4 protein-coding genes are annotated in these 15,748 nt (G+C 45.5%); all 4 read right to left on the reverse strand.

The window, feature by feature from the left end:
• Window positions 1-670 precede the first annotated feature (670 nt).
• The 4 genes from G8O23_RS14280 to G8O23_RS14295 all read right to left on the reverse strand — a co-directional run bounded on the left by G8O23_RS14280 (window position 671) and on the right by G8O23_RS14295 (window position 15,744).
• Window positions 671-1,183 carry a hypothetical protein gene (locus tag G8O23_RS14280; RefSeq protein WP_166366013.1) on the reverse strand — a complete coding sequence of 171 codons (513 nt, stop codon included), beginning with the start codon at window positions 1,181-1,183 and terminating at the stop codon, window positions 671-673.
• Window positions 1,173-5,402: a fibronectin type III domain-containing protein gene (locus G8O23_RS14285; RefSeq protein WP_166366015.1), complete on the reverse strand. Its 4,230-nt coding sequence runs from the start codon at window positions 5,400-5,402 to the stop codon at window positions 1,173-1,175. The genes G8O23_RS14280 and G8O23_RS14285 overlap by 11 nt, the downstream gene beginning before the upstream one ends.
• 20 nt (window positions 5,403-5,422) lie before the next feature.
• A complete protein-coding gene (locus G8O23_RS14290) occupies window positions 5,423-12,688 on the reverse strand; it encodes a T9SS type A sorting domain-containing protein (RefSeq protein WP_166366017.1) in 7,266 nt (2,421 codons plus the stop codon).
• Between the two features lie 1,004 nt (window positions 12,689-13,692).
• Entirely contained in the window at window positions 13,693-15,744 is a 2,052-nt protein-coding gene (locus G8O23_RS14295; RefSeq protein WP_166366019.1) for a fibronectin type III domain-containing protein, read from the reverse strand.
• Window positions 15,745-15,748: the final 4 nt, after the last annotated feature.

Raw genomic sequence — 15,748 nt, forward strand, 5'->3', positions numbered from 1 at the left:
GGGTTGAGGATGAGAATGAAATAGAAATGCACGGCGCCGTAACATTTCACCAACCATCGGTATGATAATCGCCGTCGGTTGTTCCTTGCCGTTGCAAAGGTAAAGAAGAATGATTATGTTTGTTTAACCATCTATACAAAAGTCCGATTTATAGGGGGCTAAACCAATTGGGAACTGTTTCTATTATTTCACCAGTGGGTTTTACTAATTGTAATATCGTAATAGCGTTAGAAATGGTTTCTAAGTCCGTTAGACTTTCAAATTTCAGGGTTACACCCCCCTCAATAATGTTAATAACAGCATTTACTCGTTTCTTTGTGATTTCATCTTCAATCAAAGACAAGCATATTATGCCTACTGTTCCTTCAATAAATCCTGTAGGAAAACGCTTTGCCAGTTCACTGTCTCCTGAAAATTCGAGTAGTAACTGAATACTACCTCCTACAACGGCCCCCCGTTCGGCTTAGGCTCCCGATAAAGTACATCGGGACAAGTTGTGCCTAAGTCGTATCTATCTCTTTTGGCTTCGCCAAGATAATAACTAAAAGTACGTTTTCCACCTAAAGTCAACCTCAATTACGTCAATCACCGATTCTAAACCAGCATAGTTTCTTTCGCTTGAGTACAGGTAATCTTCTGGTTTCGCAACTATTCAGTGCGGTAGCGGGGGTTAGTCAATTTCCATAAAAAACTTTGCCCACTTTGCCACCGATTTGAATGCAACAGGATCATTTCCTTCCAAATCGCTTAATGCTTCTCCTACTTTTTTTGCCCAACTTGCAGTTCCTTTTCCTACATTAATGCGGGTTAACTCATTGTAGGCATCATCGTGGCCTCTGGCTAACAGCACATCGCAAAGGGTTTGGTAGTGCTTAATAAGCTGGGCGGGGCTATTCTTTTCATTGTCTTGGGGTTCATCTGCTCGCCACTCTTTTATGAATTTGCGCATGCCCTTAGCGAAAAAGAAACTGGCTGCAATGCCAAGAAAACCGTAAACAAAGGATTTGCCACCGACCATATCTATAGAGCGTAATAATGCAGAAATGCCAGCACCTTGAGGTGTTCTACCAGGTGTTAATCTTATTTCTATAATCAACTCATATTTAAAAACAAATATAAATGCCAGCAATACAGATGCCAGTATGAAATCAAACAACCAATGTCTAATGTCATTAGTACGCATCGTTAATGGAATTAATAACATTTAAATATGCTTGGTCTGAGGTACTGGCAAACAACAATCGGGCTAGGGCAAGCATTGACTCCTTGTCTACCCCAACATCCCTTAGTTTTGCAACTGTTATGTGGGGTTGCTGCTGCAGTATTGCCCTTACTCTATTAGAATAAATACCGTTAGAAGGAAATACTCTTTGTGTAATCAAAGAGAGTATTAATATCCTTCCACACTCATAAACAGATTCGCCAACCCCTAGATCATCCACAAAGTAGGCCTTTGCAAACTCCCTCACGCATGGCAACACCGCTGCGAGTTTGGGGTTGGTTACAAAGGCGTTGGCTGCATTCCAACCAGCATCGAGTAATGAGGTGTTGGCAATGGCCTCGTCCATGGTGTCATAGTAAAGGCTGTTTATGGCTAGCCGTATGGTATAATCCATGGCCATGCCAATGGCATAGGTGGTGCCCACCTGCTTAAAGGTTTTGGCTGCCCCGTAAGTACCCATTGTGCCTAAGGTGAAGGCCACATCAACGCCCTGCACAAAACGTTTCCACGCCTCCTCCCTATTCCGTTGTTCGCACAACCAGTGAAATTTTATGGTGGGGATTATCACCATTTCATCGGTGTTCAAACCTAGGGTTGGCATAGGTGTTTTGGCAATTATACCAACAAAATCGGTGGGCGATAGGTACATCAGATGAGTGCTGCCCGAAAACCAACCTGTATTGCGAACAGACACTGATACATTATTTCCAAACAAGGACAATTCAGTTTTATACAAAGGGTTAATTCCTAAGCTCTCGACCCAGTAGAAAACCCTATTGATATTGCTCCCATCGGTTCGTTGGCTGTAGGTAAAAACCTCCGATGCATTGGGCGTTCCTTTGGTATGGGTAATGTATTGGCTTGTCTTCAAAACTATAGAATCGCGATATACCCCTTGAAAACTTCTGACCATTTGAACTAAATTGGTTTCAAAAGTACTAATAAAATCAGCTTGCCCCTGCTGGCTGAGACTAGTTATCAAATGATAGAGGATATGCTCTTTATCCTCGCACCCGACACCACCAGTAGTAACAAAGCCATCCATTACCAACGAAATACTCTGCAAAAGTTGAGAATTACCTAAACGCTTATACTCCTGATGTGGTAATACGGCCAAAGCAGCAATTCTTTTGGCTTTATCACTTTCTGCTATCACCCTATTTACTAAATTGGTCATTTGCTGCTCCCATTCTGCTTCAGTGGGGAAAAGATACGAATAAAAATCGGAATGCTTATCGTCAACCTCTATCTTCATTACGTTACCCCATTTATAGATGCTTTGCGGACTGCTAGCGAATTTAGATACGGGTGAGTTAACATCACTCATAATTAGCGCATTAATTTTCTTATAGGTTTTTCCGTCGGAGAGGGTTATATTATTCGCTCTATTCCCCAATTGTGGAAAACTGTGCGCTGCTCGGGTAAAGCGTGTTCCCTTGATATAGGCGTATCTGAACTGCTCAAGTATCTGCTGTAGGCAAACAGGGTCAGGATAAACTTGTGCCGCCCCCTCCTCACTATCCTCAAAAACAAACCACCCCCCCTCCGGGTTGTGTATGTAGTCCCACTGGTACTTGAATAATTCAGTTCCAGCTGAATAGTCCATGAGGTTTTGGGTACTGCCCTCGGGCAAATTTACCATATTATTTGTACTAAACGTGTGGCGCAGGTTGAAAACGCCATGGCCCAGCTCGTGCGCCGCATCGCGGGTGGTGGCGGTGGGGGTGAGGAAGCCGTAGCTGCTCTTCAGCGGCATATAGCCAGCCATGCTGGGGTTGTCCTTAAAGCCGGGTACAATGAACAGGTACGTGGTGCCGGGCACGGTGTTGCGCTGCATGACGTAGGCGCGCATTATGGCCCGCATGTCCTCGCTGTAGTCGGTGGTGTTCACCTCCAGGGTGGTGGTCAGGCCGGTGGCGTCGAGGGGCTGCTCCAGGGTTACCTCCCACTCGGTAACGGCCTGCGCGTAGATGGCGTTGAGGGCGGCTTGCAGCTCTGCCCTGGTGAAGGCCGGCTGCGAGCTGCCCACGGGCACCACGGCCACGCGGTGGCGCTTGAGGTCGTAGGTTTTTACCCTTACACCACCTGCCACTGAGGCGTTGCCGGAGCTGTCGGCCTGGCAGAGCGCCAGCAGGTTGTCCTCCCCACCCGGGGGGTTGATGGTCCACACGTGGTGGCCATCCTGCGTGGGCGTACCCGTGAGGGGCATTCCGCCTTGGTAGGTGAAGGTGAGGGTGCTGTCGGTTTTGGGGGAGGCCAGCAGCCTGTCGGAGCTACCTGTTGCCACCGATTTCCAGGGCAGGTGGAGCGTTTGCTCACCCACATTTATTGTATGGTACGTTCCGGGGGGCATGGCCTCCTTGTAGGCATCGAACCCGAAGCGGTGCATTGTGCCGCCAGGGGCAAAGGTTACGGTTTGGCTGCATATGGAGGTTGGGGTAACAGGGCCACCTGTTCCGGAGCCATTTCCAGAGCCCGAACCATCGTCTCCCGAGTCCGAGCCCGAATCCTCGGTATCCACTGTAATGGGGTATGCCACATCATCAATAATCACCACGCCGTTGCCATCGGAGCCTACCACTAGGGTGCCGCCCTCGCCGGGGGTTATCACGGTGGTGTCGCCGTCGGTGTCCACCACGGTCCAGGTACCGTCGTCGTTCATGTACACCGAGTCGATGGGGGTATTAAGAATTATGGTATCGTTGGGGTTTGAGAAATCGACCGATCCGGGGCCCGATTGCGTGGTGCCCGGTGCGCCTATTAGCACAAGGGAGTCGCCATATACAGCCTCCACTGTTCCAGCTACCATTTGTAGCGAATGGTTAACCTTTATCCCTTTTAAATTGGCACGAATACCAAAATTAAATAGGGGAAGGGTGATTATGCCTTTACCATTAAAGGTATTTGGGGCAATCTGGGTTGTTGGGCCCACTTCAACAGGGAACCCAGCAGCAAAAAAAAGTTGTCCTGCGGGCAGGGAGGTGAGCAAAGGCGATTCGTCGGTTTGGGGTACGCTAATATCCGATGTGCACTCCTTGTCGAGAGGGGGAATAGATAGCGTTGTGAAGCTTTTGTTGGCTGTGGGGTTGCTCACAAAGCTACCGCATACCGCGCTTACCCTGTAGCTGTACTGCGTATTTGGTGCTAGGTTGCTGATGGTGGTATTAGTTTGATTCACATCTAGATTTCGCCACGCATCGTTGGCCTCGCTGGCGGCTTTGAACTCTACCCTGAAATTTTGGGCTGCACCCAGTGCGTACCAAGCCACATCGGCAGTTTGAATGAATACATTGGAGTGGCTAAGATTGATAGGTGTAAGACAGGGTTGCCCGTAAACAAATGAGTGGGCAGCAGAAAAGCCATTGTTTTTGAAGGTAACCTCGTTGTTGGGGTCGATGGCCTTAACGGCCACCACGTAACGTTTACCTGGGGTTAGGGCGGTTTTATCGGGTCCCCAAATCACGTTGGGGGAATAGCTGCTCACGGTCTCCAGGGGTTGCAGGGTATTCACCACCATCTGCGGGTCGAAGCCTTGGGGAACTTCCCAAAGCGATAGGTTGTAGCTTATCTGCGAGCCGGAGGTGGGGTTAACCACATGGCGAGGTATCCATGAGATGAATATGTTCTGTATGCCGCCTGGCTCAAGGGTTTGGTTATTGCTGGGGGTAACCAGCTGGGGAGGATCATTAACAATAATCCAAGCATAAGTGTTAGCGGGGTTCGATATCTGCACATTTCGTCTATGCTCAATTACGGTGATAGTAATGGTGAAGAAACCTTCGGGGAGCACCCCGTTTTGCAAGAATTGCAATGCACCATTGCCAGTGGCCAAAAGATTTGCTGTTCTGAAATAAGGCTCAATTTGTTGTCCTAGGGTAAGGGGTACGCCGCCCTGGAGGGTGAACACGGGCAGCGATGGGTTAGGTTGTGACTGTATGGTAAGGCCAGCTCCCTCAATTTTTACATAAAGCCTCACCTGCACTTCCGCCTGTGTGATATCAGTGAGCAGTAGCGATAGGTTTAATCTTGATCCCGAGAGCGGGAAGAAGCTGCTCAGCTTGTTGGGGCATGGCGTAACCACGTTGAGGTTGGCCTGCACCGGGTACTGCTGCGCAAGTAACGATGTTTGCAGCAGGAGCAGCAGGGCAAGGGCTATGGAGTGCTTTAATATAGGTTTCAAGGGCACTGTATATTTAGTTATTACAATACTATTAGTCTTACTGCTTTCTGGTCGCCGTTGGCAGTTACCCTAACCAGGTAAATTCCCGGAGACATATTGTTTAGGGGCATTTGGTAGGAGTAGCTATCGGCTCCCCCAAGCTTAGCCCAATTGGCCCTAAGGCCATAGCTGTTAATTAGCTCAATGGTAATTTCGGCCTTTACTAGTAATGCTACATCAACTAAAGTATGCCTATTGGCCGGATTGGGAGCAAGTGTCACCGATATTATAGTATTGGGGGTAACCTCACCCTTTTGGAGTTTGGGTTGATTAAATCCGCTCACGGTGATGCTCTTGGCCATATGCGCCAGACACTCTCCAGTGGTTGATATGAGTTCTATTGAGAACACGCCTTCCTCATCGGGGATAAGCTGTTTATCGTAGGGGTTGTCAACAAGGATAGTGAACTCGCTGGGGATTATCCATTCAATATTATCGGGGACGGGCCAGGATATATCGATGATCACGATGGTGTCGCCCACGCTGGCCGTGCTGGGTACCAGTAGGGTTGAGTTCACTTCGTAGTCGTGCTGGGTAACACGAATTGTGTCCTGTTTAAAGCATCCCGCATCGTTGGTAACCTGAAGGTGGTACTCGCCAGCATCCCATATGGTGACCACCTGCTGGAAGCTCTCAAACCCATTGGCCGAAACCCACCAGTGCATGCTGCTGGGGTTCTGGGCATCGAGGGTAACCGATTGTCCCTGGCAAAGGGCAACGGCTTCTGGCAGGTCAGTTTCAATGGGTGCTGGGTTGTTTAATTGAATGGTAAACTCCTCGGCACACCCATGGATATCGGAAACCAGAACGCTGTATAAGCCAGCGCTTAAGTTCTCTAGCCCATTGCCGGTTACACCGTGCGACCACTCAAAGGTGAAGGGAGGCGTAGCGCCTGTGGCGAGGGCCTCGAAGCTGCCGTTGCTGTAGTCGAAACACTGAGGATGCACCACGTTATCGAAGGCAAGAGCTATGGGCTGAGGGCCATCAATGGTAAGGTTTAGCGTGTCGGAACAGCCAAACTCATCCATCACAACAAATTGATGGTTGCCCTTGGCAACGCCCTCAACTACCGGCGAGTCAATCTGCTGACCATTTAGGTAGAAGTAGAAGGGCGAGCTAACACCAGTAAAATCGACCATAAGCTGCCCATCGGATGAGTCATGGCATAGTGGCGGGGTGTAGCTGTACGAGGTAATCATGGGGCCATCAACCTCGGGCACCTCAAGGGTTATTTGGGTATTGCAACCATTAGCATCGGTAAGGTGGGCTGTGTAAATTCCCGAAGACAGGCTGCCAATGGTTAAACCTGAGGGTTCGGCAAGATGCTCCCACTGGATAGCGTAGGGTTCAACACCTCCATCTACATTCAAGTGGATACTACCGCTGTTTGTCCCGCAATAGGTAGGCAATAACGATGCAACGCTTACCTGCAGCGGTTCGGGCTGAGTTATGCTTACTTGGGTTGCGGCAACGCAGTTATTAATATCCTTAGCAGTAATGGCATAAATTCCCTCGGTTAGGTTATTGAATATGCCATGGTTGTTCCATACTTCGCTATTGTTTATGCTATAGCTATAGGGGGAGGTTCCGTTTATTGCTGTTCCCCAAATTGAGCCATCGTTGCCACCAGCACATTTAACTTGGCTGGTTTTATAAATATCAATAATTACAGGTAGTGGGTCGGTTACTGTTACTGCTTGCATTGTTTTGCAACCATACATGTCGATAACAGAAACCTCATGGTTACCTGCTGAAATATTTGCAAGCGTTGAGTTTGGACTGGGCGAGCTATTATTTACAGAAAACTGATAGTTACCCCAGCCACCATTTGCAGCAAGGGTAATTTGCCCGTTTGTACCCCCGGCACATACTGGTGAATCAACCTGTTCAATGGAAAGAGAGAGGATTTCCTGAGGTTCCGAAATTTCAATGCTTGACGTGGTGTTCTCCTCGTCGGAGGTGAACCCACATCCGTTAGCGTCGGTAATAGATGCGTAGTAGTTTCCAACGCCAAGGCCATGAGCCTGTAGCCCTATTGCCACTTTGGTATGCATATGGTTGTACCATTCAGCGCTGTAGGGGTGCGTACCTCCGCTAAGTTCTACCAATGCCGAACCACTTTCTTCTCCAAGGCACTGCACAGGTACTACGCTGAGGTTTGCTACGATTGGCTCTGGTGCATCGAGCTGTACAGGCTTAAGCGTTGAGCATCCATCGATATCCGTTACTTTAAGGTAGTATAGGTTAGCTGGGATATTTTCGACCCGTGATGTACCAACCCAGGTTTGCCCATCATCGTTTGTTAGGGAAATGCTCATTAGGCTTGTCTCTCCCTCGAGAGATACCTCAATGGCTCCATCGCTGCGGTAGTGGCAGGTGGGCTCGGTTGCATCAATGGAGCTAATTGTTGGCCCGCTAATGGTGCTTAAAGCAAAGGACAAGCTATTGCTGCAACCCTTAGAGTCGGTTAAGTTGAATTGGTAAAAATCGGCTTCAACACCACTTACCAGCATACTACTAGGTAAGCTATGACTAGTCCACTCAATGTTGAAAGGTGCATTACCACCCAGAGGTTGAATTTCGAAACTACCATTACTGTCACCACAATGCGGATGCTGTATATTGATGGCAGTAAATCCTATCGGTTCAGGTTGAGCGATTTGTAAGGTGTTTGACGCGGAGCAGCCCTTCGAATCGACAACCCAGAAGGTGTGACTCCCCTCACTAAGGTTGTTGAAGGTGGGAGAGTCCTGAAGTTCTGTTTCGCTGAAACCATAGGCATAATCCGAGTTCCCTCCCGATGCTTTAAGGGTTACCTCTCCGGTTTCATTGCCATGGCAATCAATATCAGTAACCTGCTCAAAGTTGAGAGAAAGCACATTGGGTTGGGTTACAGTAATAGTATCTGTAAAAGTACAGCCCAAACTATCGCGTACGCTAACCATATGGTTACCTGCGGCGGTACCTGTAATCGGATTCTTAGAATAGTATGTACCCCCGTTAAGCGAATAGGTATAATTGCTACCCCAGCCACCTGTTGATGATACCCAAATTCTGCCATCGCTTTGGCCATTACAGGTAACTGGATCAGCCGTTAAACTCGAGATTGCAAGCGGTTCGGCAGGCTCCTCAATGCTTTTTGAGAAGTTGTTGTCGTTAGTTTCGGGGTTAATGGCCCAACAGCCATTGCCATCTTTTACCCTGAGATAGTAAAGCCCTGCGGGTTGTCCCTCAAGCGGGTTAACAGATGAGATGAGATCAAAGCTGGCGTTGTACCATTGGTATTGGTATGAACCCACTCCACCACTTACGAATGCCAAGATACTACCACTGTTATCGCCCTTGCACGTTAGTGGGAACGATTTTATCGAATCTATAACCACAGGTGTGGGTTCACCCAGATGTAAGTCCGATTCTATAGAGCAACCGTTGGTATCGGTGGCCATTATTTTGTATTCACCAGAGGCTAGCCCTTCAAATTTGAATGATGTTTCATTGGTGGCAACTTGTATTACTCCTCCATTGAGCAGGAGGTTAAAGTTGTACAGGCCAGACCCACCAGAAAAGGATTCGATATTGATACTACCATCGGAGCCATTGTGGCACTTGGGTTGGGTTGCGGTAATCTGGTCAAAGGATAGTGGTTGGGGTTGGCTGAGGGAGAAGCTATCCTCGTATTCACAGCCGTTGGCATCAACTATTATTATAGCATGGGTTCCGGCGGCAAGATTCTCTATGGTAAACTTTTCGTTATCACCGGAATAGCCCACAGGATTGCTATTTACGGAGATGGCATATGGTGCAGTGGCACCCCTTGGGGTTAGCCAAACCGTATCGGTAAGCCCATGGCAGGAAATGTTAAACCCACCATTGTAGATGTTTTTATCTATGTTTAATGTAAATTCATCGGGTTGTGGTACAGATACCTGCTGCGATGCTTCGCATCCCTTGGAGTCCTTAACCGTAACGGTGTATTCATCGGCGATTAGCTGGATTTGCTTTGAGTTTAATACAAAACCATTACCAAAGTCGTATTCGTACCCACCATTGCCCCCGCTGGCAAACACCTCGATGGTTCCATCGCTTCCGCCATGGCATGCAACGGGTTCAACTCTTATGCTATCGATGGTCAGCTCAAGGGGCTGCTCAACCTCAATGGATTGCTCTACTTCACAACCCATGGCATCGCGAAGGTAAACCGCGTGGGAAGCTGCTCCAAGATGTGTGAAAAGGTAGCTACTTTCTGCTTCATACCAGCTTGATTTATCGAGTGAGAAGCTGTAGCTATCCCAACCGCCAGATGCCTCGGCGGTTATTTTACCCGTTTCAGTTTCAAAGCAATGGGCTGGTTGTTGTTCGAGAGTTAAGACGAGGGCAGTAGGCGGATTGTTAACCTTTGTAGCCAAATTATCGGGGCTTTTCACAGAGCATCCGATTGCATCAGTTAGGGTAATTTGATAATTTGATGCCTGAAGGTTTTCAAATAAATAGTATATGGAGTCACCATCAGTAGTTTGAGTAGGAGAAATATTCTCATCAACTAAACTAATAATGTAGGGCTTGTTTCCACCCGTAACAGCAACCTTAACTTTCCCCGTATTGCTATCGAAACAGGTTGCATTGGTAGGGGTAAGGGAGTGGGTTAGCTGTTCGGGTTGTTCAACTACAATTTCTTTTGAAACACTACAAACCTTTGAGTCTTCAGTAAACAAAATGGTATAGTTCCCTGCTGACAGACCTGAAAAAGTAACCTTGTCGGAATTGCCACTGTACGAATCAAGTATTGTTTCGCCCTGTTTTAGCTCCACAAGTTTATCCTCCTCATTTCGTCCCGATAGGGTAACTTCAATACTACCATTGGAGTCGCCATGGCAACTTGGCATAGTAGTATTGTCAATGGAGATAGACATGGGGTTGATGACGGTGAGGGTTATTTCTTCAATTGGTTGCCCATCAAGACTTAATGCTTTACATTCGTTAGTATCGTTTACATAGGCATACCATATACCCTCACTTAGAGTAGTGAACTTAGGTGATGTTTGTGTGATTGTATTCCCACTTTTTTGTTCTAAAAGATTAAAGAAGTATGGACTAACTCCCCCAGAAACCTCTATTTCAATTTCACCATCATTATGATTGCTGCAGGTGGGGTTTGTTGAATCAATAACTTCAAACGTTAGTGCTGTAGGTTGAGAAAGGTTTATGTTATGTGTCTCTTCGCAGCCGTTTTTATCTTCGGCTGTAAAGGTGTAATTTGTATCACCGTAAAGTTCATCATGAAAAAAGAATGAATATTGATAAATTGGATCAGGGTATAAAGTGGAGGTAAACTTATAGCCGTTGTCAAAAGGTGTACCACCTGTAATGTCGATTTGCATTGATTCAACACCACCATTACACTTAATATTGAAGCCGTTGTAATTATTCAAGCTGTAGTTGAAGTTTATTTTTGGGGGTTCAGTAATTGAAAAAACTTCAGTTTTAGAACAGCCTTTTTCATCAACAATACTTAAAGTATAATCGCCATGAGATAGCTCGATGGTTTTACCTGATAATGTACTACCTGAGATATTTGTGCCATTGTTTCCAGTTATGGCATAGTTGTAGCCCGATGATCCCGGTGTGCCTCCTGAACAGCTAAATGTTATTGAACCGTTCTCCCCGTGGCATTTTGGGTTTTCTGGGTTTTCAAGTACTATAGTAAGTGGGTCTGGTTGTGAAAGAAAAACCTCTGTTTCTAAAGATTCGCAGCCAATATCATCATTAGCTCGAAATATATATAAGCGACTTGACAGATCGCTTGCTTGGTTACCTTCTAAGTTTTCCCATGCATCATTTTTAAAAATTTGATAGGTTACTAAACTTTCAGAAGGAGTATGTTTTAAAGTAATTGAGCCATCATTTGAACCATTACAACTGGGATTAATTGAACTTTGTTTTGACACGATTATTTTTTTGGGACCATCGACAAAAACAGTATCACTTAACTTGCAGCCATCTATCTCTTTGGGTCTAGCCCAAACAGTGTGGGTTCCCTTACCAAGGTTAGAGATAGTGTTTGAGTCGTCCCATTTAATCTTGTCTTTTGACACCTGAAATGAATCAGAACCATCTCCTTCTACGGTTACGATAATTTGACCGTTTGTACTATAAGAACAGGGGGTTACATCACTAGTTGTAACAGATTTTATTGAAAAGGGGGAACCAGTGAAATCAATAATTGTATCTTTAATAGATACACAGCCAGTGTTATCAGTAAGAGTAATTGTATAATTTCTAATGGACAATTTGTCAATTGTGAAAGGACTTTGTTCGTCGTTCCATTTAACAGGATTACCTCCATTTAATCTTATATCACAAGGGAAAATTGCATTGTTTGGAGTGGTCAAGGTAATCTTGCCATTATTGGCTTCATTACAATACCTCACATCTTCTTTGTCTACCGAGAAATAAATGGGTTGACGGGGGGTGTAGGTAACCCCTTTTGTATAAGAGCATTTAAGTATTTCACCAACAAATACACCAACAGTAACTGTGACCTCATTATTTACTACGTTTCCTATAACTTCAGAGGAAATTTCTGAACCTGGCGAGTACCAATTCGGACTACTACCAACTTTATATTTTATTAGGTAAGGCGAGGAACCATCACCAACAATAATATCGTAATTGTTGTTGTTGTCAGATAGTTTAAAAATGTCGTTATGCCCTGGGCAGCCATAGGTAATTTCAATACCGTTTATTGTTATTTGTGGGTATTTGTTTGTAACTGTGACAGGTATATTTTCAACGCAGACAGGAGATTCGTTATAGTATGCCTTAAGGTAGTATGTGCCTGGAGAAACATTAAAATTGGTTGGGTCTGTTATAGTATTACAGTTATTATATTCGCTGTCACATAATTCTAATGTAATATTTTTGGGTCGCCCGGGCTCATTGTTATAAAGGTTAACTGGTACATTGGAATAGTTACAATCAAGATTATGAGAAACTTCAATAAATTGGGCTAGTTCAGCCCTCTGCTTCACCTCAAAATTATAGAAGCTATGCCCACTTTGAAAGGTGTTGTTCCCATTTTTAAACACGTTTTCAAGAACAATTCTGTAATTGCCCCGGCCTATACTATTACCTACTAAGTTTATCGATTTACCATCTACTCCAAAAGGGCGCTGTACGTATACTGAATCCCATTCTGGAATAGCAAGATATCTGCTGTGTTCGTCATCATACGCTTCAATTTTCACCACTACACCTTCTACTTCATTAGATGACGATATTGATTTTACTTGGATTGTATCAATACCATTAGAATTAGAACAGTAATATTGAGCAGGAATATCAGCACAAGTAGGCTTTGGAAAAACAACAATGCTTTTTTCTAGGTAACCGTAGCTTCTGCCAACTATTAGATCAGGGCCAACATAGCTACGGGCTCTGAAGTAAATTTCTCTTCCGCCTCCATTATTTGGTCCTGTAATATTAGATAATTGTTTAATCCCGTAGGTAGAACCGTTATGTGGGCTTTTTAGCGCAACGGGGATCCAAGTCTGTTTACCATCTAAACTTACATGAACTATAAATTCATTTATTGTATCTATTTCATGTCCTAGTTCAAATTTAATACTACTACCCTCTGTTATTTTATCAATCCAATAGGTGTCAGTTGAATCCTTTAAATTGAATGTATTTGGTCTTCTTGGAGATACACTATATATGTAAGAATAATTAATATGAAAGAATCCATTTTGTTGTTCCCCCCCAGGTAAGCAATGAGTTGTTCCTATTTCTAGATGAGTATTTGTTGCTGATGCTACTATGTTGATGTTGCTTGTTCCTATATTATAGTCTATACAATTAGGTGAACTATGACAATTAGTATTCTCTGTACATACCTCAAGCTTAACTTCAAAATTATTAATATCATTACGAATTAAAAGGTAATTTGATGAATTACCCTCTGGGTGTTCAAATGGTGTAATATTAATTTTTCGACCACTAATATTGTTAAAGATTGGTTTAATTGTTCCGTTAATTTCTGGATAAACATGTCCATATAAAAATGTATGATCTACTTTAACCAATCGGTAATCACTCAAATCAATAGTTGGATAACTTGAGAAAACACGAGTTGTTTGAGAACTAGCAACACCTGATAAAAGCATACTTACCACTACTACAAAACTAAAGGCAAGGTGTTTTCCTCCAAATAAACTCCCTTTTAAAAACAGTTTACCATTCATGACTCTTTCGATTAAAAATTAATCTTAACCTCCTCACTAAACATCGAAGGCATATCGCTTTGATTCTCCAATCGAACCAAGTAGGCATAGCTATTGCCAATGGTAACCTCACCATCAACAAAGGCGTTGCTGTTCACCGTGGTGTAAATTCTATACTGCTCACCATTTACGCTACGGTACACTATTGTCCTAACCGATTCTGGGTGCGTGCTCCACCTCAGCTCAACCTGACCTTTGGCCAGGTTTTTGGTAGCAGCTAGCCTTGGCACGAAGCTGGCAAAGCCCATCCCCTTTAGGTTTAGCTGAAAGTGCTGGGTGGAGTGCGCTGAGTTACCCGATGAGTCAATGGCAGCCACCACAAAGTTCCAAATACCCTCCTTGGGCTTATCCCAAGTGTAGCTATTCTGCTTCTCCTTAAAGAGTTTTATGGTGTCCTGCTCTAGCCCATCGGCCAATTTGTATATTAGGGCATGGGCTGCCACATCGCTTGAACTCGATGGCACCCATAAAAACCTTACGCCCTCTGCTGTTTGCTCACAGGTTCTAAGCACTGGGGCTGAGGGGGCAATGGTATCGGGGATGGTGAGCGTAAGCATTTCGGAGAACCCCGAGTAGTTGTAGCGGTAGTCGTAGGCCATAACCCTAACGTATAGCCTACGCGATAGGGTATTAAGAGGAATACTCCAGCTATACGAGCTATCGCGCACAAAGTCGTTTGATACCAGCGTAAACTCAGCCTTTGGGTTAACCGCAGCGTATACCCGGTAGCCGAACAGGTCGAATTCGGTACCCCACTGCCATTCCACCTTGGCGGTGCCCTCCTTGGTTATTAACCCGTGGAGATTTTGGGGAGGAGCGGGTGGAATGGAATCGGCCAATTGCACCATCATGGGGTAGCTGTTTCGCCTTGTGCCATCGTTACCCAATGCCACAACTGCAACATAGAGCTCTGAGGTGGGTGCGGAAATTAGCCCCCCACGTGAGCTGGGGGTGTAGCTCCCCAACTTTTTAGGTTGGCCACCATAGGCAACCGAACCAACAATCTCGAATTCACTAACCTTGTTTATGAACTCATCAGGGTACTCCCAAACCACGGCAATGTTACCATCGGGCATTTCGGTATACTTTAACCCCGATGGTAAAGGGAAGAGAAGAGGCACAGTAACCCGAACAGAATCGGATGGAGGACCTACATCGCCAAAAGGGGTGATACCCCTAACGCGGTAGTAAAGGGTTTGGCCATCGGTTGAATGCTGGTCGGTAAAGAAGTGGTTAAAGTCGCTCTGCCCACTGGAAAAAAGATTGGCAAGGGGTAGGCTACTGGCGGCTTCAAATGGGTTACCCTCAACACTTTTTTCAACCCTATAGGTTGAGTAGATTCCCCTATGGTAACCCGCAGGCCACTCCAGCGTGATGGAGGTGTCGCGCACCTGAGCTTTTAGGTCGAAAACCCTTGGTAGCTCATACCTCTGGCTGAGGTTAATCACCACCCCAGCCGTATCGGCAACAAAAAGTGAATCGCAAATATTGGCGTAAACCCTGTAGATGTAGGTTCTGTTTGGGAGCAAGTTGTTGTCAACTATACCCAGCCCCATCATCTGAGCAACGGTAAAATCCTGCTCAGCAGCTGTTAGGCCAAAGGCAAAACGCGACTCCAACTCACGATTCTTATCCATAAGCGTTATAGCGCTTGAGGTGTTTGTAATTTCTAGCGTTTCGCCATACAATACCTGGGCTGCAATGGCTGCAGCATCGCTGGTGTCGCTTGGCTGCTCCCAATGCTCAAGGGGGAGGGGCTTTATGGGATTTTTGGTCAGATGTACATATGCAGTATCGCCGGGTTCAGTAGAGCTAGGAATTAGCACCCTCTCAACCCACCAGCCATTTGTATTGGCTTTTTCCCATGCCATAGGAGTTGTGGGTGCCCATCGTAGCCATACTATTTGATCTTGGTGTTTCGACACCAACTCCAACCCAATCCTATTAACAATTAAAGTATCCTGCCCCTTTAAAACAAGAGAGAGGGACACTATGAGGCTTGCTATGAATATACGCTTTACCATATAA

It is taken from the genome of Perlabentimonas gracilis, from assembly GCF_011174675.1.
Classification (GTDB): domain Bacteria; phylum Bacteroidota; class Bacteroidia; order Bacteroidales; family Tenuifilaceae; genus Perlabentimonas; species Perlabentimonas gracilis.